17 protein-coding genes, 1 pseudogene and 1 other annotated feature are annotated in these 18,919 nt (G+C 56.7%); of the genes and pseudogenes, 7 read left to right on the top strand and 11 right to left on the bottom strand.

The genetic code is table 11. The features are described from left to right. Positions 1-118: 118 nt before the first annotated feature. Both HD598_RS00340 and mca read right to left on the bottom strand, forming a co-directional pair. Positions 119-505: a hypothetical protein gene (locus HD598_RS00340; protein ID WP_183662847.1), complete on the bottom strand. Its 387-nt coding sequence runs from the start codon at positions 503-505 to the stop codon at positions 119-121. A 58-nt stretch (positions 506-563) separates the two neighbouring features. After that, on the bottom strand, positions 564-1,478 hold the full coding sequence (gene mca, locus HD598_RS00335) for a mycothiol conjugate amidase Mca (protein ID WP_311538894.1): 915 nt from the start codon (positions 1,476-1,478) through the stop codon (positions 564-566). 114 nt (positions 1,479-1,592) lie between these two features. On the opposite strand from mca, the gene HD598_RS00330 reads away from it, so the two are divergent. Next, a complete protein-coding gene (locus HD598_RS00330) occupies positions 1,593-2,012 on the top strand; it encodes a DUF4307 domain-containing protein (protein WP_183662842.1) in 420 nt (139 codons plus the stop codon). Between the two features lie 325 nt (positions 2,013-2,337). Further along, the gene (gene greA, locus HD598_RS00325) at positions 2,338-2,835 is read left to right on the top strand and encodes a transcription elongation factor GreA (protein WP_183662840.1); all 498 of its coding nucleotides are present in this window, start codon (positions 2,338-2,340) and stop codon (positions 2,833-2,835) included. A 116-nt stretch (positions 2,836-2,951) separates the two neighbouring features. On the opposite strand, the gene ilvA is transcribed toward greA, so the two are convergent. The 4 genes from ilvA to HD598_RS00305 form a co-directional block, all read right to left on the bottom strand. Beyond that, positions 2,952-4,286 carry a threonine ammonia-lyase gene (ilvA, locus tag HD598_RS00320; RefSeq protein WP_183662838.1) on the bottom strand — a complete coding sequence of 445 codons (1,335 nt, stop codon included), beginning with the start codon at positions 4,284-4,286 and terminating at the stop codon, positions 2,952-2,954. 54 nt (positions 4,287-4,340) lie between these two features. Continuing rightward, complete coding sequence (locus tag HD598_RS00315) at positions 4,341-5,261, bottom strand: aldose 1-epimerase family protein (protein WP_183662836.1); 921 nt, start codon at positions 5,259-5,261, stop codon at positions 4,341-4,343. 102 nt (positions 5,262-5,363) lie between these two features. Further along, entirely contained in the window at positions 5,364-5,798 is a 435-nt protein-coding gene (locus HD598_RS00310) for a hypothetical protein (RefSeq protein WP_157103231.1), read from the bottom strand. Between the two features lie 126 nt (positions 5,799-5,924). Then, on the bottom strand, positions 5,925-6,743 hold the full coding sequence (locus HD598_RS00305; RefSeq protein ID WP_071893999.1) for a Bax inhibitor-1/YccA family protein: 819 nt from the start codon (positions 6,741-6,743) through the stop codon (positions 5,925-5,927). 195 nt (positions 6,744-6,938) lie between these two features. Between HD598_RS00305 and HD598_RS00300 the strand changes: the two genes are divergently transcribed. After that, positions 6,939-7,886, top strand: coding sequence for a cation diffusion facilitator family transporter (locus HD598_RS00300; protein WP_183662834.1), 948 nt, complete (start codon positions 6,939-6,941; stop codon positions 7,884-7,886). Between the two features lie 26 nt (positions 7,887-7,912). Here HD598_RS00300 and HD598_RS00295 read toward each other — a convergent pair whose 3' ends face one another. Together HD598_RS00295 and HD598_RS13340 are read right to left on the bottom strand one after the other, a co-directional pair. Next, positions 7,913-8,410, bottom strand: a complete 498-nt coding sequence (locus tag HD598_RS00295; protein WP_183662831.1) for a glutathione peroxidase — start codon at positions 8,408-8,410, stop codon at positions 7,913-7,915. Positions 8,411-8,496: 86 nt separating this feature from the next. Next, positions 8,497-8,949, bottom strand: a complete 453-nt coding sequence (locus tag HD598_RS13340; protein WP_260170448.1) for a hypothetical protein — start codon at positions 8,947-8,949, stop codon at positions 8,497-8,499. Positions 8,950-9,076: 127 nt separating this feature from the next. Here HD598_RS13340 and HD598_RS00285 point away from each other — a divergent pair, with 127 nt between their 5' ends. The 4 genes and pseudogenes from HD598_RS00285 to HD598_RS00270 all read left to right on the top strand — a co-directional run. Continuing rightward, positions 9,077-9,409, top strand: a complete 333-nt coding sequence (locus HD598_RS00285; protein WP_183662826.1) for a transposase — start codon at positions 9,077-9,079, stop codon at positions 9,407-9,409. Beyond that, positions 9,364-9,495 (top strand) — a sequence feature (AL1L pseudoknot). Its footprint overlaps the gene before it by 46 nt. Next, on the top strand, positions 9,409-10,059 hold the full coding sequence (locus HD598_RS00280; RefSeq protein WP_311539042.1) for an IS3 family transposase: 651 nt from the start codon (positions 9,409-9,411) through the stop codon (positions 10,057-10,059). It overlaps the preceding feature by 87 nt. Before HD598_RS00285 ends, HD598_RS00280 begins: the two co-directional genes overlap by 1 nt. Before the next feature lie 26 nt (positions 10,060-10,085). Further along, the gene (locus HD598_RS00275; RefSeq protein ID WP_183662820.1) at positions 10,086-11,483 is read left to right on the top strand and encodes an IS30 family transposase; all 1,398 of its coding nucleotides are present in this window, start codon (positions 10,086-10,088) and stop codon (positions 11,481-11,483) included. Positions 11,484-11,487: 4 nt separating this feature from the next. Further along, a pseudogene (locus HD598_RS00270) lies at positions 11,488-11,799 on the top strand (transposase); the annotation flags it as partial. Positions 11,800-12,152: 353 nt separating this feature from the next. Here HD598_RS00270 and HD598_RS00265 read toward each other — a convergent pair. From HD598_RS00265 to HD598_RS00255, 3 genes are all read right to left on the bottom strand, one after another. Then, positions 12,153-13,441, bottom strand: a protein-coding gene (locus HD598_RS00265) for an IS3 family transposase (protein WP_183662812.1) whose coding sequence is annotated in 2 segments (ribosomal slippage) — positions 12,153-13,168 and positions 13,168-13,441 — 1,290 coding nt in all. Because the reading frame shifts where the segments join, the coding sequence is not laid out codon by codon here. A gap of 512 nt (positions 13,442-13,953) precedes the next feature. Next, a complete protein-coding gene (locus HD598_RS00260; RefSeq protein WP_183662809.1) occupies positions 13,954-18,363 on the bottom strand; it encodes a glycosyltransferase in 4,410 nt (1,469 codons plus the stop codon). 11 nt (positions 18,364-18,374) lie between these two features. Then, a complete protein-coding gene (locus HD598_RS00255) occupies positions 18,375-18,848 on the bottom strand; it encodes a hypothetical protein (protein WP_183662806.1) in 474 nt (157 codons plus the stop codon). Positions 18,849-18,919 lie beyond the last annotated feature (71 nt).

Genomic DNA, 18,919 nt, shown 5'->3' with positions numbered 1-18,919 from the left:
AGGGAGGGTTGTAGAGAAATGACCTCACTTCTAGGGTGTCAGAGTCAAGAGAGACGAGAATGGCCCCGCACCGAGAGGTGCGAGGTCATCATTCAGGGCTTGCAAGCCACGAGAGGCGTTAGCCCCAGAGGTTGTTGTTCTTGCTGTCCGTGCCCTCAGGGCCTTCGGCAGAATCGTCCGCGCCATCAGCCACAGGGTCCGCAGTGCCGGGACGCGCCTGACCGGAGCCGGCAGCGGGACGCGAATCAACACCGTCGTACAAGCCGGATTCGGCGCGCTCACGCTCGCCGCGCTCCACCAACTCGCGCTGACGCGTGGTGGCTTCGGCTTCGTACCGCACGCGACGGATGCGGCGGGTCATGTCCTTGATCAAGAAGATCACGCACACCACCAAGAAGGCGGTGAAGATGAAGCCCAGGAAGCCGGGGCCGATCTCACGCGCGGCGTCCTCGGACGGGGCCGATGGGTAGGCGGAGCTTGCGTACAAGTTGACGAGGAAGTTCACAGTTCAGCTTTCTAGAGTTGACCCGCTCGCGGGCAGGAACCTTAAGTCTATCGAAGGCCTAGCGAAGACCCGCGAAAAGGTCGGTCTCGGGAAGTTCGGTTTCTATCGTGGATTCGATCAGCGTGAAGTCCTCGTACGGGTAGATCTCTTTTTCGAGATCGCGCGGGATCGCGAAGAAGAAGCCTTGCGGATCGATCTGGGTGTGGTGGGACAGCAAGGCCTCGTCGCGGGCGCCGAAGTAGTGGCTGGTGTGCAGGCGCGTGGTGTTCTTGTGCCGCTGAGCACGAACAATCCAGCTGTCCTCTTCGCCTTCGGCCTGCTCGAGGCGCCACGTGTAAGGAGACTCGAGACCGCGCTCCACCATCGCCTCGTGCAGCGTTGTGAACTTCTCCAGGTTCATGGAGTTGTCGTAGTAGAACTTCGGCACTTGCCAGACTTCGCCGAGTTCCGGGTGGTACTCGGGGTCCGCGGCGGCTTTGAGCGCAAACACGGAGATGACGTGGGTGTGAATGTGGTCCGGGTGTGGGTAACCGCCGAACTCGTTGTACGTGGTGATGACGTGTGGGCGGAATTCGCGGATGATGCGCACCAACGGCACGGCGGCGATCTCCACGGGAATGGTGGCGAAAGCGCCAAACGGCAGTGGCGGGAGCGGGTCACCTTCGGGCAGTCCGGAATCCACGTAACCCAACCAGGTCTGTTTGATGCCAATTTTGGAAGCGGCGGTTGCCATTTCTTGGTGGCGCAGGCCGGCAAGATCGCGGTGCGCGTGAGCGAGTTCGTCGGCGTCCTTGTTGAGGATGTCGCCGCGTTCTCCACCCGTGCAGGTGACAACCAGAACCTCGGCGCCGGCCTCGACGTAGGCGGCGCTCGTTGCGGCACCCTTCGACGATTCGTCATCCGGGTGCGCGTGTACTGCCATCAGCCGGAAACCGGTTGAATCAGGTAATGCAGTCACAGCTGATTGATCCACGAAGTGCTCTCCTTGAGTAGAGTAGTAGGGATGAATCCCCAGACCCACACTCCAGACGCGCATGGGGCACAAGACTCTAGCCTAACCAATCGTTATGGTACGCCGAAGCAGCCGATGTCACGGCGCCTCAAGTCCACGTTGGTCGTTGCCGGATTGTTGCTTGCCGTTCTTGCGACGCTGTGGATGACGATTGCCGGCACTGAGCGTTTTACGTCAAAAGACGTGGCGTTCGATATCCAGTCCCCCCAGCTCGTGACGGTCACTTTCGATGTGACCCGCAATGTGGAGGACACCGTGGAGTGTGCGGCTCAGGTTCTGAGCGAAGGAAAGGCCGTGGCGGGCTGGAAATTGGTCACTTTCGGTCCCGGGGAGTCCAGTTCTTCTAGTACGACGACGCCGCAGCCCGGCGCCGATGCGATCGTCCCAGGTGCACGTAACGGTGATCAGGTCACGGAACGTGCGATTTCCCAGGTGCGCACCAACTACCAAGGTGTCTCCGGCGGCGTCTCCCGATGCTGGGTTCTCGAGAAATAACCTGTTCTCTACGAGCGTTATTTTTCGCCCTGTTAAGGGCGCCATGAAGCCACCTGTACAGGGCATCATTTGCGCCACGATATTGACGAATATCACTTCCTAACTATGTATCTGAAGCAACTTTCGCTAGAATTGTGTGATTACGTGAGTTGCGCCCCGTCTAAGCGCGGCTTTGAACCGGCCATCTTTTGAGCCCGGAACAAGGTCTAGCTGACGGGGTCTTTGCTTGCATCATCGGGAATATGCAGTACCTCAAAACTTGAAGCACCGATGGTGCTCACATGCCGGGCGTTTCTCCGCTCGGACCAACCCCAAGGAGAACCAGTTGTCCACTACGCAGAATGAACCAGTCGTCTGGCTGACGCAAGAGGCTTTTGACCGGCTGTCCGCTGAGCTCGAGCAATTGCAGGGCCCGGTACGCCAGGAGATCGTGGACCGTATTGAACAGGCTCGTTCCGAGGGTGACCTCAAGGAAAACGGTGGCTACCACGCTGCCCGCGAAGAGCAGGGCAAGAACGAGGGCCGCATCATCCAGTTGAAGCAGCTTCTTGAGAACGCCCACGTTGGCGAAGCTCCAGCTGATGACGGAGTGGTTGAGCCAGGCATGTTGGTTGTTGCCAAGATTGCCGGCCGCGAGACTACGTTCCTCTTCGGCAGCCGCGAGATCGTCAGCGAAGGCTCTGATCTTGAGGTCTTCTCTGAGAAGTCCCCTATCGGCTCCGCTGTCCACGGCAAGAAGGTCGGCGATTCGCTGTCCTACACCGCGCCGAACGGCAAGGACATCGCCGTGGAGATCATCTCCGCAAAGCCTTACCAGGGCTAATAGCAATTCTTAGCTGATTCCCGGTACGTCAAAGTACTGAGAAACAGTAAAGGCCGGGTTCCCACACCATCGTGTGAAGGGAACCCGGCCTTTTGCTTTACAAGTTCAAGGGAACCTTATTGCCGCACTTGCGGCTGGAAGCCCTCGGCGCGCAGCGCTTGCAGGACGAGCTCGGAGTGTTCGCGACCCTTGGTTTCCATGTCGATCGTGATGGCAACATCGCCCATAGCCAAGGAACCGCCCACGCGAGTGTGGTCCACACGCGTGACGTTGGCGTCGTTTTCGGAGATGATGCGGGAGATCGTAGCGAGCTCGCCCGGTCGGTCCTCGAGCATGATGTGCACCGTCAAGAATCGGCCGGCTGCCTGCAAACCGTGCTGGATGACCTTGAGCATCAAGAGTGGATCCACGTTTCCGCCGGAGAGCACCACAGCCACGTTCTTGGGGTTCAGGCCCATTTCGGCGAGCAGGCCTTCCTGCACGGCAGCCACACCTACGGCGCCGGCTGGCTCCACCACGAGCTTGGAGCGCTCCAGCAAGAACACCAAGGCGCGAGCCAACGCGTCCTCAGACACTGTCACCACATCATCGACGAGTTCGCGGATGATCTGGAACGGCAGCTGTCCAGGACGTCCCACCGCGATGCCGTCGGCGATCGTCGAGACCTTCTCCAAGGGCACCAGCGCATCGGCGGCCAGTGATGGAGGGTAGGCCGCGGCGTTTTCTGCTTGCACACCAATCACGCGAATATCGCGGCCGAGCTGAGCCGCTTTGGACTTGATGGCCACGGCCACGCCAGCCAGGAGTCCGCCGCCGCCCACACCCATGAGCACGGTGTCCACTTCCGGGTACTGCTCCAGCAGTTCAAGACCAATGGTGCCCTGACCCGCGATGATGTCTTCGTGGTCGAACGGGTGCACAAAAACGGCGCCCGTTGCATCGGCAAAGCGCTGAGCCTCGGCCAGGGATTCATCCACGTTGTTTCCGTGCAGAACCACTTCGGCGCCGTGATCGCGCGTTGCGGAAAGCTTCGGCAGCGCAACGCCAAGAGGCATGTAGATGCGGGCCTTGATGCCGAGTCGGCTGGCAGCCTGCGCCACGCCCTGTGCGTGGTTACCGGCAGATGCCGCCACCACGCCACGCTTCTTTTCTTCTTCGCTCAACCGCGCCATGCGCACGTACGCGCCGCGCACCTTGAACGATCCCGCGCGCTGCAGGTTCTCACACTTGAATTCCACCTCGGCGCCAATCTGGCGAGAGAGCGCACGCGAGTGCTCCAGAGGGGTGGTCACAATGACACCCTTGAGCAGTTCGGCCGCAGCCTCAATATCGGCAAGTTTCACCGGCAGCCCGTCCAAAATTTCCTGAAGGCTCCGGGTCTGGGAGCTTTCAGAGGACGACGACGTAGCTTGCGCAGGTGCCGACGTTGCTGGGGTGGTGGATTGCGTCATGGGGTTGATCCTTTAGAAACAGAACACGTGATCGTTAGTGATGGACAAAAAGGTTTAGAGCGAGGAACGAATTCCCCACGTGCCAGTGAGGGACTCACCGGGTTCGAGCCAATGAAGGTTGGTTCCCGAATTGAAAGCATCGGCGGGGGCGGTCATCGGTTCCACCGCCACGGCGAGCGGACGGTCCCGATAGTGCTCGGTGACAAAGACGTGCGCGATCGGGAAGATCGGTTCTTGCCACAGCTCCACGCTTCGACCGTCCGGAGCGCTCAGCACGTGGTGGAAGTTGCCATCTTCGGCTGCATCGAGGGAGGTCAACGCAACATCCACGCGAACATCCGCCAGAAGCGATCCCCCACGGAAATCTGTATCCCCGCGCACCAGCTCAAGCCCTACTGGAATGAGGCTCTCATCCGCAATAAATGCTTGGCGAGCGGAGACGGTTAAGGTGAGCTGCGCCGTCGTAATGTCTCCCAGACGAAGATACGGGTGGGCACCCAGCGCGGCTGGTGCACTCTCGGAAGACAAGTTCGTCAGTTGCTGGGTGACGCTCAAGTGCCCATCCGCATCCAACGTATAAGTAGCAGCGTGCCGCATGCGGAACGGGAAGCCGTGCTGTGGATAAATCTCCGCCGCCAGCGTCACCGAAGTTTCTGTGTGTGAAATCGGGGCGTAGCCGTTGTTGCGCAGCAATCCATGGGAGGCGTTGCCACGGGAAGGCTCGGTGATGTCGAGCTGCTGTTCTTTGCCGTTGAGCACCCATTTTCCGGCACGCACGCGGTTGCCCCACGGGGCCATGAGGATGCCGGAGCCTGAGGGCGGAAGTTCGTCGGCGCTGAAGGGTTCTACGAGGTCGATGCCGTCGCGCTGGTAGATGCGCAGGGCGGCTGCGAGCGCGCTGATGGTCGCGGTGGCGCCACCGTTTTCAATGGTGAACTGTTCGCCCATAACGGGGCTTGCCGTAAAGCTGCTCATCCCAACCCTTCTCTCCCTATCAACGGTATGCCTTGAGGGGTTCAGGTGTACGCACAGCAAGACGCCCGTCTCACTTACTGAGAAGCGTGGATGGCGCCGTTTTTACTCGAATGACGACGACGCAGCCGCGGCTTCCGTAGGACGCGTGAGTACCAGCGCGGTTGCGACGGCGACGATCAGCAGCAGAACGCTGAGGATCGAGACCCAATGCGATGCCGTGACTAGAACGTGGAGGCCGGTCATGGTCACCAGGGCCGCCATCACGAAGGCAACCTTCGGGAGCGTGAGAGGGCCCTTGCGAAAGCTCAGGTAGGTCAGCGCGCCTGCCACTAACGGCACTGCGGCGGCCAGATAGATTCCGGTCAGCGGATCAAGCTCCACCGAGCCCAGCGCTCCACTGGCGAGCCAGTACTGACCATCAAGAACGGCCACCACCACGCCGCCGATCAAAAGGCCAACGATCGCCAGGCCCAACGGCGCCCAGCGGGACAATGACGTCTCGGGCTCGAGGTCCTTCAGGGATTTCACTGTGCTCATGGTGTTCACCTTTCAACGGCCCCCATAGCTGGCGGTAACCAAATGTTTGTGTGCCTATGCAGAAGGGCTCGTCCCGCATCCTGAGATACAAGACGAGCCCCTCTTAGCTCTAGGCAGTAACGACTGCTAGTCGTCGCCGCGCAAGATCGCGAGGATGCGCAGGATTTCGACGTACAGCCACACCATGGTGACCGTCAGGCCGAAGGCGCAACGCCAAGCGAACTTTTCAGGAGCGCCGTGCTCAACTGCTTCCTGGACCTGCGTGAAGTCCAAGACCAGCGAGTAGGTGGCCAAGAGAACGGCCAAAGCACCAACGGCCAAGCCGATCCAACCGGAGCGCAGACCGAACATGCCATCAACAGCGCCGGTCAGCATGAGCACGAAGTTCAAGAGGCTGAAGACCAAGTAGCCAAGCATGGCGATCATGAACATCTTGTTCATGCGTGGGGTGGCGCGGTACTTACCGGAGCGGTAGAGCACCAAGGTCACTGCGAACACAGAGAACGTTGCAAGTACTGCCTGCACCACGATGCCCGGGTACATGGTCTCGAACATTCCGGAGATGCCGCCCAAGAAGACGCCTTCAGCGATCGCGTAGAGAACTACGAGCACTGGGGAGACTTCACGCTTGAACGAGTTGACAAGGCCAAGCACCAAACCGATGATCGCTGCTGGCAACATCAGGCCAGGCAACTGCCAACCAACGGCTGCGCCGACGATGACCAGTGCGAAGCAGATGATGGTCTTAGCGACAACATCGTTGACGGTCATGCGACCGGTCTGCAGCGGTCCTGCCGACGGCTGGTTGTACATATCCTGAAGCTGCTGTGCAGAGTACTGGTTCTGCTGAACAGTCTGCTGTGCTGCGGCCGAACCGAATCCGACCGTGCCCTTAGCGTCACTCTGGAAAGTCTTCGAGTTGAATAGTGGGTTTCCGCCCGCCATGGTGAGCCCTTTCATAGGTGTCCTCCCTAGAGTTTATCGACCTTGGCGAGCAATTGGCATGCTTCTTGAGGATGATTCGCCATCAGAGTATTTCCTCCCGTCCGCAGCAGTCCCAAGCAATCTCCCCCGGATTCCCCAGTCACGAACGCGAACGACTCTCAGCCGCAACAGAGCTTGTTGTGTTAGATTCGATGCATGGGCGCGGGACATTCACATGGCGGTAGCGGAAATTCTTCCGGTGGGCACAACCACGGCGTTGCCGCGGGTCACGCGGGAGGTAAGTACCGCCGTCGTCTTGCCGTGAGCTTTGGGCTGATCGCAGTCTTCTTTGTGGTGGAGCTGATTTTCGGGCTCCTCTCCGGATCCCTGTCTCTACTTTCTGACGCCGGCCATATGGCCGCGGACGTCGTGGCATTAGGCGCCGCGCTTGCCGCAACCAAGATTGCCGCCCGTTCCGATCGTTCGGGTCACCGCACTTTCGGCTCCTACCGGGCCGAGATTTTCTCGAGTGGCCTCGCGGTACTGCTTATGTTGGGCGTCTCGATCTACATCATGGTGGAGGCGATCGGGCGTATCGGCGAAGATCCGCACATCGAGACTGGCCCCATGATCATCGTGGGTGCAATCGGCTTGGTCATCAATGTGATTGTGATGTTCTTACTGCGCAGCGGCGCGAGTGAAAGCATCAACGTCAAGGGCGCCTACCTTGAGGTGGTGGCCGATACGGCCGGTTCTGTGGGCGTGATCGCCGCCGGCTTGCTCATCATGTGGACCGGTAGCCCGTGGTGGGACACCATTGTGGCCGTTGCTATTGGGCTCTTCGTGATGGTTCGGGCCGTCATGCTGGGCCGCCAAGTGCTATCGATCCTGAGTCAGCACGCTCCCCCGGGTCTTGACGTGGATCGCGTCTACGCGGATCTGCGCACGGTTCCCGGCGTCGCCGACGTCCACGATCTCCACGTCTGGGTACTGACGTCCGGCATGAACGTTGCCACCGCACACATCGTGGCCCACAACGCCCAGGACCATCCGGCGATCCTCACCGCGGCTCGCACGCTGCTGCGCGACGAGTTCGGGATTGAGCACGCCACGCTTCAGGTGGAGCAAGAGGCTTCCCACGAGTGCCAAGAGGCAACGTGGTGAGAGCTTAGTTATTAATTACGACGGCGTTAGCCCTCTTTTCGCTCAGCGATCCATTCCTCGATAGTCCCAACAATCGCCGGATCATCTGGAACGGTTTTCGGGGAGAACCGCTTGATGCGACCATCTGGGTTCACGAGGAACTTCTCAAAGTTCCAGGTAATCCGACCGTCGTGACCGTTCTGGTCCGGAGTCTTCTTGAGCACCTTGTAGATGGGGTGCGCGTTGCCGCCGTTGAGTTTGACCTTCTCCGTCATCGGGAAGGTCACTCCCCACGTAGCCGAGCAGTAGTCCGCGATGGCTTCCTCTTTCGAAAGCTCTTGCAAGAACTGGTTGCTGGGAAAGCCCAGCACGGTGAAGCCTTGGTCTCCGTACGTCTTCTGAAGTTCTTCCAGCGCCGCGTATTGCGGAGTGAGTCCACATCGGGAGGCAACATTCACCACCAGTGCGATCTTGCCGTCTGACAAGTCCCCGAAGGTTGTTTCTTCGCCGGTGATGGTGGTGATCTCGAGATCGTTGAGTTCCATATGGTTAGTCTTCCCGTTCACCAACCACGGAGATAGCTTGTCCGCTAAAAGCGTCGGAGCAATGCCTATTCACACACGCAATCTTGTTAGAGCCCGTTTTGCACAGCCCAGCCGTTGAGGTTCGTCCACGAACTAGGCTTGAAATTGTGAGTCAAACGACCTGGACGAGTAGCCAGCTGAAGAAGCTCGGAAACTGCATTCGCAACGACGAAATACCAGGGCCCGAGCTGCCTGATTACGACACGGTAATGCTTCACTACAACGACCTTGCCACGGAAACTCAGACAAAAATTGAGAACATGGACTGGACGTCGCTCCTGGGCTCCCGAAAGTTTGAGGTCACTTCCAGGGCAAAGACCTTTGACACGTTGCGTCAGAAGCTGCAGCGGGACAAAACGCTTCAGCTTCCGAATGTTCAAGACATTGCTGGGGTCCGGTTTGAAGCCGAAATGAACTTGAGGGAACAAGACGATGTCGCGGATCGAATCGCAGACCAGTTCAGTCATGACAAAACGACTTGCATCAAAGACCTGAGGCACGACCCACATAGTGGGTACCGTGCAGTTCACTTACGTTTGATTCTGCGCGAGGGTGTCCACGTTCGTGGACGCGTTGAACCGGCCTGGGTTTGCGGGAGAGCATGATCTAACACGGAGAATAGGAATCATGCCAGCACCACGCAAATACGACGCCGAGTCCCAGGCCCGAGCGGTCCGCCTCTACCAAGAACGCCTGGAGCAGGGAAACATCGCACAGACCCGGGCGCGCCAAGAGATCGGTGAGTTGCTGGGTATTAATCCCGGCACCTTGCGCAACTGGATCCGTCGAGAGCAAGGCGAGGGCCTCACCCCTGCGGCGTCAGCCAGTCAAGAGCCGGCCAACGAAGAAGTGGCGCGCTTGCGGCGCGAGAACGCTCAACTGCGGCGGGCGAACGAGATCCTGAAGACCGCGTCAGCTTTTTTCGCGGCAGCGGAGCTCGACCGCAAACTCGGACAGTAATCGCCTACATTCGCGAGTACCAGCACCGGTTCGGGGTCGAGCCGATCTGTGATGCCCTGCGCGAGCAGGGCATCACGATTGCCCCGTCCACTTTCTATGCCCATCAGGCCCGCGGATTCGGTCCCAGCGACCACGACCTGACCGACGCGTACCTGGCCAACAGCATCTACGACCTCTGGGCGGCTAACCGCCGTCTGTATGGGCGCAGGAAGCTGTGGAAAGCAGCGCTGCGTGCCGGTATCGAGGCAGGCCGGGATCAGGTCGAACGGCTGATGAAGCTGCTGGGCATCACCGGGATCCGGCGTGGGAAACGCACCACGGTCACGACCCGCCAGGATCCGCAGGGCCTGCGGCATCCGGACCACGTCCAACGCCGATGGAACTGGCCCACGCGACCGGATCAATGGTGGGTGGCGGACTTCACCTATGTGTGGACACCCCAGGGTTTTTGCTATGTCAGCTTTATTACCGATGTCTTCTCGCGTCGGATTCTCGGGTGGCCGGTGATGAGAACCAAGACCAGCCTTTTGGTGCAATCGGCCTTGGAACAATCGTTATTCATCCGGCGTAGGACCAACAGCGAGTTCACCACGCAGGGGCTTTTGCATCACAGTGACGCCGGCAGCCAGCCCGGATTCAACTGGTCGTAGCAACACCTTGATCGTGGAGGTATGCAATGGGAAGACCATCAGCATGGGTGCGGCAGTTCACAGGCCGTTCAGCGATGAAGTCGCCGGGGGCTCCGTCTCATCGTCAGGAGGTCGAACGAGAGTTCTGGAAGCACATCGCCACCGGGATCACCTCTGAGAAGGCAGCAGAGGCCACTGGTGTGTCTCAAGCCGTTGGTGCTCGATGGTTCCGCAATCGTGGTGGTATGCCGCTGTTTATGTCCTCGAAGGTCTCTTCCCGGTACCTTTCCTTCCAAGAGCGTGAGGAGATCGCTCTGCTGCGAGCCCAAGAAATCGGTGTTCGCGAAATAGCTCGTCGTCTAGGACGGAGTCCTTCTACGATTTCACGAGAGTTACGGCGTAACGCGGCCACCCGAGGCGGGAAGTTGGACTATCGAGCCTCAGTTGCTCAATGGAAGTCGGAGGTCTTCGCTCAGCGGCCCAAGACTGCAAAGCTGGTGAGTAATCCCAGGTTGCGGGACTACGTTCAGGACCGACTGGCGGGAAAAGTCACCGCTGCTGACGGACAGGTGATTGATGGGCCTGATGAGGCTGTGTGGAAGGGCAGAAATAAGCCTCATCGCGGGGATCGCCGATGGGTGAAAGGCTGGAGTCCTGAGCAGATCTCCCATCGGCTGAAGGTTGACTTCCCTGAGGATGAGTCCATGCGGATCTCGCACGAAGCTATCTACCAGGCTCTCTACATTCAGGGCCGTGGTGCTCTGAAGCGTGAATTGGTGACCTGCTTGCGCACCGGCCGCGCCCTTCGGGTCCCGCGTGCCCGAGCGCAGGCGAAATCATGGGCCCATGTCGATGAGAAGGTCATTATCAGCCAACGGCCCGCCGAGGTCGAAGACCGAGCCGTGCCAGGCCATTGGGAAGGTGACCTGATCATTGGACTCAATCGCTCGGCAGTCGGCACGCTGGTCGAGCGCACCACACGGTTCACCATGCTTGTCCATCTGCCTCGCGAACAAGGCTACGGCACCCTCCCGCGGAAGAAGAACGGTCCTCCTTTAGCCGGGTACGGGGCAGTGAGCATGAAAAACGCGTTGTCGAAGACTGTTGCGGAACTGCCCGAGCATCTGCGAAAGTCACTCACCTGGGATCGAGGCAAAGAGCTCTCAGCTCATTCTCAGTTCACCGTCGAATCTGGAGTACCAGTCTATTTCGCAGACCCACGTAGCCCCTGGCAACGCGGCACGAACGAGAACACCAATGGGCTGCTACGGCAATACTTCCCCAAAGGCACCGATCTCTCACGATGGGGCGCTGAAGAAGTCGCAGCCATCGCTCACACCCTCAACACCAGGCCGCGAAAGACCCTGGGATGGAGAACCCCAGCTGAAGCGTTCGAAGATTATCTAGAATCAGTACAACAACCGAGTGTTGCTACCACCGATTGAATTCACCCAGTACACAGCTCTGGCATTCACCGAGCAACTGGCCGCGGCGGGCATCACCGGTTCGATCGGCACGATCGGTGATGCGCTGGATAACGCGTTGATGGAGTCCACGATCGGACTGTTCAAAGCCGAGGTGATTTGGCACGAACAAAAGCTCTGGGAGTCCTGGCAGCAGGTCGAGCAGGCCACCGCTGCGTGGGTGAGCTGGTTCAACACTCAGAGACTGCATTCGAGTATCGGGGACCTGCCGCCGGTGGAGTACGAAGCGTTGTATTACGATGAACCACGGGACAGCAGCGAGCCCGCTGCTGCGTAACACGGCTCTCTACGAAACCCAGGCCGGTTCAGCTGCCATGTCCGTCACGTCCATGCAAGCCGTATGGAGCACCTATGAGTGCTGGGAGCGAAAAGAACCAGTACGAGCGAAGCGAGTGCCTTTAGCGCGAAGCGCCCCTCCCACCGCACCACGCTGGAACTAAACATCCCCGCTGCCTACCCACACACCCTCCAACCCCTACGTAAGCACCAGCAGGCAACCACAAGACCACCAAGCCTACGAACCAACAACGAGTACGAACCTCACCACAGAACAACCACCCCACACTGCTCAAAACCTCCGACAACAACCTCGCTCATCAAAGATGCAAGAGGTGTGAACCGTCCCGGGAATCATGCCGCTTGTTTGTTGGCGGCGTCGTCGGGTAACGAGCTGGTTTGTAGATCATAATATGTCTGCTCGTATTCCTCTGGCGTTTGGTGGTCCAGGGCGGAATGCAGGCGTTCGTTGTTGTACCAGTGGACCCACTCGAAGACGATTTCCATGACGTCGGTTTCGGTCTTCAACGCCCCGCTGCGGAACGGTGAATCCTTCGCAACGGCCTCGTTCTTGAACAACCCCATCACGGTCTCGGCTGCTGCGTTGTCATAGGCGTCACCAACGCTGCCAATGGACGGTTGTAGGCCCTCCAAGGCCAGGGTGTCGGTGTACCGGATCGAGGTGTACTGGCTTCCGGCATCGCTGTGGTGAATTAGTCCCGTCGGTGCCGGGCGGCCGGTGTGTTCGCGCCGCCACAAGGCCATCCGCAGGCAGTGTTCGACAAACGCGGTGTCCTTGACGGTTGAAGTTTCCCAGCCGAGGATCGCCCGGGAATACAGGTCGATGACCAGGGCAACGTAGACGAATCCGGAGTAGACCGGGACGTACGTAAAATCAGTGACCCAGATCTGGTTCGGAGCCGCGGCGGTGAAGTCCCGGTTCACCAGGTCCCCGGCACGGCGGCCGTCCTTGCCGGGGATGGTGGTGCGGGTCTTGCGGCCTCTGACGAGCCCGTTCATGCCTTCTTCGCGCATGAGCCGGTCCACGGTGTGTTTGGAGGCTTCCGGGAAGCCGTTACGGCGCAGCCACTGTGTCATTTTCCGCCGTCCGTAGATGATCTCGGGACGGGGGCGTCCCTTCGCGTCGGGGACTTTCACAGCACGAAGTGCATCGGTGAGGCGGGCGTCTTCGATGGTGCGCAGGGCTGGAAGGCGTTTCTTCCACGCCCGGTAGGTTCGTGCGGCGACCCGCACGCCCTGCTCCCGCAGGACGGCACAGATCGACTCGACCGCGTAACCTTCAGCGCGCATTTCGTCGATGAATCGACAGATCAACGGCGGCGAGGGTCGAGCTCCCTCGCGAAGAAAATCGAGGCCTGTTTCAGGATCTCGTTAGACTCTTTCAAGTCCCGCACCTCAGCCCGGAGCCGCTTGATTTCCTCCAACTCATCAGTGCTTGGTCCGGTCTTCTCACCGGCATCGATCTGAGCCTGGACAACCCAGCGCCGGAGCGATTCAGGGCCCACCCCGAGCTTCGGGGCCAGTGCCTTGCAGGCAGCATAGACAGACGGGTATTCGGACAACCGATCCATGGTCATGCGCACTGCACGGTCACGAACTTCGGGCGGGAACTGCTTGGGCATAGTCACTATCTTTCTCACAGAAGATAGCGGCATCAAACCCGGGACGGTTCAGGCTGTGGAAAAGAATACAGATATATAGCTATTGGAAAAGGAAACCTATACGCCACGCGGCTAAGTTTTTCCTCTTCCACATAGATCTCTGCTCCTCCTTGACGTGTTGAGGGTCTAGCTGCCCTAGTCAGGAGCAGGGCACCAGTAATGCGGCTTCAGCCAACATTTTTGCGCTTGAGCGCATGTCGTGAACCGCGAAGCGAGTCGTGAGTCTTACCCGATCCCCAAAGAATTGCATGCTCAAGTTCCTGCCCCAGAAGACGATCCAATGTGCGCAGTGAGAGTGCGGCAAAACCTAGGTAGCGAGATAGATCATTCAACACTTGGAGTGGTTGGTCCTGACACGTCCACGGAACTTTAAGGGACCCCTGATCTCCAGGAGTATTACCATTTGGCAGCAGCAACTGGGCTATTGTGCAATATTCGAAGCTGGCATTATTGAACTACAACCCCAAACTCACTTAGTGAGCTATAAGGGCTAGATATGTGTCCACGATTGATTTGGTCGCAAAATTTCCGAGAGCGAACATTTGAGCTCCTCTAGCGGTCTCCTCAAAATTGAGCTCGTCGGCCGTCACTTCCAAAAGATGGTTGGCAATGTCCCTCTTTTCGTCGTGAATCCACGTGACTGGATAGATCAGTTCGGCTCCTGGCCAAGACAATGAGAGCGGTACGGCTCCGCTCGCGGCACCATCCGCGAGAGTCATATGAAACGATTCGAAATCACTCAGAGAAAGGACAACACCAATTTGGCTGTACCACTCAGACATATCGTCTCCATGCGGATCAAAATGTACTGAACCTGTCAGTAACGGATTCTGCTCAATCCGCGCATACTGTTCTTGATAGAACGCAAGTTCATCGGGCCGATCAAGCATCCACGAGTATTCCTCAGGTCTCCTCCCCTTAACATGTAGCTCGAATCGCGTATCTTGCTTGCGTACCATTTCAAGAATATCTAGGGCTCGATCGAGATGCTTTTGACGAGGAACCGACCCAACAAATCCAATACGGAATCTATTGTCAGAATCCACTTTGCGTAGCCCTGGTTCAACCCCTAGGGCATTCGGGATGACTACGGTTCGTTCATATGGAATCCCAAACTGTCGCATAGCGCGTTGCCTAACAAATTCGCCAACAAATACAAACTTGTCAACAGTTTCTGGGTGAATTCGCTCCATGTAAGGCCAGAACAACTCTTGAGAGTGGAACCTTGTTATGAGTTTTTGACCGGGTCGTCGCCTACTGGAATACCATTCAAGATTGCCTAACGCCCACTCACAGAAAACCACATTCGACCAAAGGCTTAGTTCTTCACTCAGCAGTTCGTCATGAGTCGCATGACCCGTCCATTGATCGATTCTTACGTCATGTCCTGCATTCCGAAGACCTTGAACAATGGTTGAGGCGAACTTGAGATCATGGCCCGCTAATACAATTCGTTTAGGCTCGAAGGAAACCTCAACTTTAGGCGACACTTGAGGTTCCGCCGACAATTCTTCGCGCGGTCGAACTAATGCGAGGACCGCAGTCTGATCACCCTCGGTTACGGCGCTTGCAGGGCTTCCTACTCCCCTGTTGAGTGCCGGCGAGGATTTATCAAACTTGTCGAACTCCCAGAGGCTATGCCGATTGCGGAACTTGGCAGGCGAGGTAATTTGAATTCGTCCAGGCCAGTAAAATGATGTCCGCACAAGATCCTCAGCCGCTTCAGAGTCGTCTAAGAAGTTTCCCAAATAGACATCGAGCAGTTCATCATCATTCGCGTTGTTCTCGAAATCTACAGAGACACTTTCGGAATTCAATCTCTCAACCAAGGCCTTGTCTAGAACTTGGTCTTTCCCGACAACAACTTCATTCGGAAGGAGCGACTGTCGGAGTGTTGATGCTGTGGACTCCGCAGTAAGAGCGTCAAGACGCAGCCGGTACCTTGGCAATTCCTCCATCTGAAGCTTGATTCCAGCCGTGCGCAACATGTACGCGAGCCTGTGTTGGGCCAGGTGGGCTCTATAAACGTGACGGTGAAGATTCCACCCGTCCAGAATCCGATCTCGCTCGTTATTCATCCAAAGATTACTAATCTTACCGACAAGGTCGCCGGACTCGGTGGTGGGTACTAGGTCTCCAAAAAGATAATCAACCCCAGCGCCCGGCCCCGAAATGATCGGCGTTCCACAGGCCGCTAACTCCACGACCCTGCGCGAGAACATTGTCGGAGAATTTACAACCGAGTTCACATTTAGGTGTAGGGGATGTTGTTTATAGGCGTCCAGCATTTCTGAATACTTGAGACCCCCTTGAACAAATCGAACCAGTTTTTGCGGATACCGATATGGAGATTCAGGATGATTGGCTTGACGGTCATAGATTGTAAGACCGTGTTCAGCAACAGAATTAAGCAGAATCTGGAGGCTATGAGACCTCTCCGGATAGCGTTCGCCATAGAAGGAGCCTCCGTAGGCAACGGTATCTTTCCGACTCCCCCGCGGGGGGAATGGATTATGGATACTCGGCTGTGCCCAGAACGGTAAAGCAGAGTAAGTCTTGTTCTCCGATCCTCGAGAGCTAAAGTACTTCGGAATCATATTGGAGTCCGTTGTGAACACATGATCAACGAGCGAAGCAGTTTTTCGGAATCGCTCAAAATGTACTGGGTCTTCCTTATTCCAGAAGAGCGTCGGAATACCGAATTTCCGGCACCAATCCGTCAGCTCAACGATTGTTGAGAACGAATCGTCGTCATAATAGCCGACCTTGCGATGCCAGCTACCGTTGTTCCCTTCCCACGCCGATTCAATCAGAAGGGCATCAATCGAATCTGGGGAAAGCACTTCTTTCCATGAATCTGGGTGAATCTGAATTACTTCACACTCAGATTTCACAGAATGATAGGTGAACTCGTCCGATATAAGTGCCAAACGTAGGTCTGATATGGATCGCGGTTCAGACTCATTTATAAGACTCGTTGATGCTCGCTTGCTCTCTTCAAAGACAGCGGCGTAAGCGTGCCTCACAATTCGCGCCATTTCTGACCAATCACGCGTTTGGCGAGTCCAGCTCCTCGCTTTCCGACCCAGCTCGGTTCTAGTCTCTGAATCTTCTATTAGGGTCCGAATCTTTCGAGATAGATCTTCTGGTTCACCGGCCTCAAAAATCAGTCCCCGGTCTTGGTCTTGACCTACGAGCTCCACCAGCGGTCCGACGTTCGAAACGATTACGGCCTTGCCTGCTGCAAAAGCCTCTAGGGGCTTTATCGGCGAAACCATTTCGGTCACCGTATTAGAGCGACGCGGACAAACTACAACATCCATCAAGTTAACATGCTTTGGAACCTGCTGTGACGGAATTCGGCCTGTAAAAATGACCCGGTCTTCAAGGTTGTTCGCCTTGACTATTTCACGAACCCTGCCAAGATCCTTCCCATCTCCGACGATTAGCAATTTGAGACGGGCCGAGTGAATACTCGCCTTGGAAAATCCTTCTACCAAGGTATCCAATCCCTCGTACGCCACTATTGAACCCGCATATCCGATCACAACATCATTCTCGGAAATTCCTCGAGACCGAAGTAGTCCACGATCCTTTGGCACGGGGGCAAATTCGACAGTGTCAGCAGCGTTCGGTAAAAGCTCAATCCGATCTTCACGTACACCACGTCGAATAAGCTCCTCTTTGACCTGGGATGTGATCGCTAGCACCCTGTCGGCTTCAATAGCTACCTGAGTTTCCAATCGAACCGCCGATTGAAATCTTTCAGAAGAGGCCCATTTCTCATTATTTGAAGCTTCGGTTAGCTCCCACAGACCGCGTACCTCGTAGACAAAGGGAATTCCCAAACGCCTCGCCGCAATGAGAGCCGGAAGGGCAGTCAAATGATTAGAAGCGGAATGAATTAGTTCCGCACGCTGAATTGTTGCTTCACGGGCCAAAATATCAGCGGATCGATGGATATACAGATCAACAGGATCGCGACGAAGAGACGGTCCATTGTTAAATACGTGAGTAACGTCGCCGATTATCTGTGTATATCTATCCTTGTTTTCCGCTGGAACTCTTGTGGATGAATCCCACGGGTAGCCTGGGCGGGCCACCACAACAATGTCCGATATCTTCCCCAATGCCGAGGTCAGACCCGCAGTTCTTGTTGAGTACCCATTCGAGTTATAGTGACCCGTACTGTGCGCACAATAAATAACACGGCCTCGCTTCGGGACATAGCCAGCGGAGAACTGCCTAGGCGGAATGTCGAACAGATTCTCCAAAAGACGTTTAACGCCTCGCATTTGCTCCAATAAGACGCGCTCATTATCGTGCAAATGCTCTTCAAAAGATTCAAGCACCTCGAGCGGAGCAACAACTTCCCCGTCCTTCACATAACGCCGCTTAGCCTCGTCGATTTCACGCCGAGTCGAAGTTACTAAGTTCTTCGTTGGGGAAACGGCTAGGGAAACCGAGTCCGACGTACGATCCACGCCCGAATTGTTACCCGAAAGTTGGATAGTAGATTTCCCGACAAGCTTTCGGAGACGACGGGTTGGTGCCGCTAATAATCGCCCAATCTTGAAATCAGGCGATTGTTTCATGGACTCGTAGGCCGATTTGAACTTAGTAGCTCTTGCTAATTGCTTCTCATAATTAGTACGGAGATCTTCCAACTGATTCTTGAATTGTGAAGCGCGAGCCTGGGCTAGACGTAGCTGCTCAGATTGGTTGATCTCAGCTTCCCGTAGCTGGTCATATCTAAACTGAAGGTCTACGAGCCGCCTACTCATATTTTCTATGTTCAGGTCAGACAGTTCGATTTCCTGCTTCAATGCAAATTGACGCGCCCGCTCAGCGAGTGACAGGCGTTGATCATTTTCGGGAGGCATCCGGCTAGCTTTCAGTATGTAGTGATTTTGGGCTGTACGAGTTCCAGTGCGTAGCGTCTGAGTAACTGCGCTTGCTGCATCCTGTCATCTTTAGCAGCTTCGAATCGTACGAATTCTCGATGTACTTCAATTGCCGGTCGGTCCATAATCACCCGTCCCTCGTACAGCCAAATAATGCGGGAACATGCTCGAACTAAAGTGCGGGTATTCGAGGCAAACATAAGACACGATCCACGACGCGACAAGTAACGCTCGTACCAGGCTTTGCCTGGATCAGTGAGGAGCACATTTCCGCTCGCGATACTTGAGACTGCAATCAGCAACGAAGGTGACGTATTTAGGGCAGCCGAAAGGCGAGCAAGTTCAACAATGGCCGGCTCGAGATCCGAAACCCTCGTGAAGAGATGGTCATCCTCGAGTCCAATCTGGCGGACTGTGCGAGCCACCGCCTTCTTCAAAGCCCGACCATTAACTTCTTGAGTCATAGCTAAACGTTGAATCACTTCCTCAAGGCTCAACTTGAGTTCAGATGTAGTTGGTGCGCCTAGAATGCAGG

This window comes from Neomicrococcus aestuarii (genome assembly GCF_014201135.1).
Lineage (GTDB): Bacteria > Actinomycetota > Actinomycetes > Actinomycetales > Micrococcaceae > Neomicrococcus > Neomicrococcus aestuarii.
This window is presented reverse-complemented; position numbering and strand designations above follow the sequence as displayed.

What these genes read in the sequence shown, in the direction of transcription:
- HD598_RS00330 (WP_183662842.1), top strand. Translation starts at nt 1,593, where the DNA reads ATGTCACGGCGCCTCAAGTCCACGTTGGTCGTTGCCGGATTGTTGCTT.
- ilvA (WP_183662838.1), bottom strand. Translation starts at nt 4,286, where the DNA reads ATGACGCAATCCACCACCCCAGCAACGTCGGCACCTGCGCAAGCTACG.
- HD598_RS00315 (WP_183662836.1), bottom strand. Translation starts at nt 5,261, where the DNA reads ATGAGCAGCTTTACGGCAAGCCCCGTTATGGGCGAACAGTTCACCATT.
- HD598_RS00310 (WP_157103231.1), bottom strand. Translation starts at nt 5,798, where the DNA reads ATGAGCACAGTGAAATCCCTGAAGGACCTCGAGCCCGAGACGTCATTG.
- HD598_RS00305 (WP_071893999.1), bottom strand. Translation starts at nt 6,743, where the DNA reads ATGGCGGGCGGAAACCCACTATTCAACTCGAAGACTTTCCAGAGTGAC.
- HD598_RS00300 (WP_183662834.1), top strand. Translation starts at nt 6,939, where the DNA reads ATGGGCGCGGGACATTCACATGGCGGTAGCGGAAATTCTTCCGGTGGG.
- HD598_RS00295 (WP_183662831.1), bottom strand. Translation starts at nt 8,410, where the DNA reads ATGGAACTCAACGATCTCGAGATCACCACCATCACCGGCGAAGAAACA.
- HD598_RS00285 (WP_183662826.1), top strand. Translation starts at nt 9,077, where the DNA reads ATGCCAGCACCACGCAAATACGACGCCGAGTCCCAGGCCCGAGCGGTC.
- HD598_RS00275 (WP_183662820.1), top strand. Translation starts at nt 10,086, where the DNA reads ATGGGAAGACCATCAGCATGGGTGCGGCAGTTCACAGGCCGTTCAGCG.
- HD598_RS00260 (WP_183662809.1), bottom strand. Translation starts at nt 18,363, where the DNA reads ATGCCTCCCGAAAATGATCAACGCCTGTCACTCGCTGAGCGGGCGCGT.
- HD598_RS00255 (WP_183662806.1), bottom strand. Translation starts at nt 18,848, where the DNA reads ATGACTCAAGAAGTTAATGGTCGGGCTTTGAAGAAGGCGGTGGCTCGC.